This window comes from Microbacterium sp., assembly GCF_041909575.1.
Lineage (GTDB): Bacteria > Actinomycetota > Actinomycetes > Actinomycetales > Microbacteriaceae > Microbacterium.
In genome coordinates, this window is record NZ_JAYRDE010000203.1 from 1 (window position 1) to 1,701 (window position 1,701).

The 1,701-nt window shown below is 71.4% G+C and carries 2 protein-coding genes; both read left to right on the forward strand.

Annotated features, from left to right (window positions below; translation table 11 throughout):
- A partial coding sequence (locus ACE3O1_RS15615) for a DUF3459 domain-containing protein (protein ID WP_374316623.1) occupies positions 1-526 on the forward strand: 526 nt, incomplete at its 5' end.
- 138 nt (positions 527-664) lie between these two features.
- Complete coding sequence (locus ACE3O1_RS15620) at positions 665-1,564, forward strand: bile acid:sodium symporter family protein (RefSeq protein WP_374316625.1); 900 nt, start codon at positions 665-667, stop codon at positions 1,562-1,564.
- Positions 1,565-1,701: the final 137 nt, after the last annotated feature.

Below are 1,701 nucleotides of genomic sequence, written 5' to 3' on the forward strand. Positions count from 1 at the left end.
GGGCGACGAGTTCGGACTCGTCGGCGCGGACGGCGAGGCGAGCCGCACGCCGATGCCGTGGGGGACCGAGGACGACGGGCCGGTGGCCGAGCGCATCGCGCTCTACCGCGACCTCATCGCACTGCGTAACGCGCACCCGGCGCTGCAGACGGGCGGGTTCCGGTGGCTGCACGTGGACGACGAGACGGTGGTCTTCGCGCGCGAGTCCGCCGAAGAGACGGTGCTCGTGCTCGCCACGCGAGGAGACGCGGATGCCGCGCTGGACGCCGGCGCGCTCCCCGGAGCGGCCGAGGCGACCGCCGTGTTCGGCGACGCCACGCTCGGCGTGGCCGAGGACGGCGCGGTGCTCCTTTCGGCCGACGGCCCGGCGTTCGCGGTCTGGACGCTGCCGGGCGTCGCCCTGCCCGCACCGGCCGCGTCCGCCGCGTCGCCTGACCTGACCGACTCGACCGACTCAGGCGAGGTCTCCCGCGGCGTGGTCGACGCCGACACCCCCACCCCGGCCTCCGAGGTCCGCGAGGCCTGAGCTCGCGAGTTGCCAGCTGAGGCGGTCAACGCACCGCCGAACCAGCCGCACCTGGCAACTCGGCAGTCCGGGATGGGGCGGGGCCGGGTTGGGCGCGGCGGGTGACACGGGGTCGCGGCATCCGGCACACTGAGTCCCATGTCAGCGTTGACCACCATCGGCCTGCCCGTGGCCCTCGGCATCATCATGTTCGGGCTCGGTCTGAGCCTCACCGTCGGAGACTTCGCGCGAGTCCTCAAGCAGCCCAAGGCGGTGATCGTGGCACTGCTGTGCCAGTTGATCCTGCTGCCGGCGATCTGCTTCGGCCTCGTACTGGCCTTCCAGCTGCCCCCGGTGCTCGCCGTGGGCATGATGATGCTCGCGGCCTCGCCGGGAGGCACCACCGCCAATCTCTACAGCCACCTGTTCCGGGGCGACGTCGCCCTGAACATCTCGCTCACCGCCGTGAACTCGGTGATCTCGGTGGTGACCCTGCCGATCATCACCAACCTGGCGATCGCCTACTTCAACCCCTTCGACGATCAGCTCGGGATGCAGTGGGCCAAGGTGCTCGAGGTGTTCGCGATCGTGCTCATCCCGGTCGCGATCGGCATGCTCGTCCGTCGCTTCTGGCCGGCGTTCGCGAAGGCGATGGACAAGCCCGTGCGCATCGCGTCGGTCATCATCCTCGTCGTGGTGATCGCGGGCGCCGTCGCCTCGAACTGGGCGCTGCTCGTCGAGAACTTCGCACGGCTGTCGGTCATCACGATCCTGTTCTGCCTGATCAGCCTCACCGTCGGATACTTCGTGCCGCGCCTGCTCAAGGTCGGCAAGCGCCAGGCGATCGCGGCGTCGTTCGAGATCGGCATCCACAATGCGACGCTCGCGATCGTGATCGCGCAGACGGTGCTCGGCTCGACCGAGCTCAGCCTGCCGGCGGCGGTCTACGGCGTGCTGATGTTCTTCATCGCCTTCGGGTTCGGCTTCCTCATCCGCGAGCGCGGCCCCGAGGCCGACGCGCTCGCCGACCCGGCCGCCGAGCGCGCCGCCTCCGCCTGACCCGACCCGCCCGTCGCCCCGCGCCCGCCCCGCCCTCACCCGCTCCGCCCGAGTTGCCACTTCCGGCGGCGTCCGCACACGCACACCGACCGGACGTGGCCACGCGAGCGGTCCAGGCGGGGTGGCGGCGGCATCCG

Bases quoted from the DNA above. Each gene is read 5' to 3' on its own strand.
- ACE3O1_RS15620 (WP_374316625.1), top strand. From the start codon at position 665: ATGTCAGCGTTGACCACCATCGGCCTGCCCGTGGCCCTCGGCATCATC.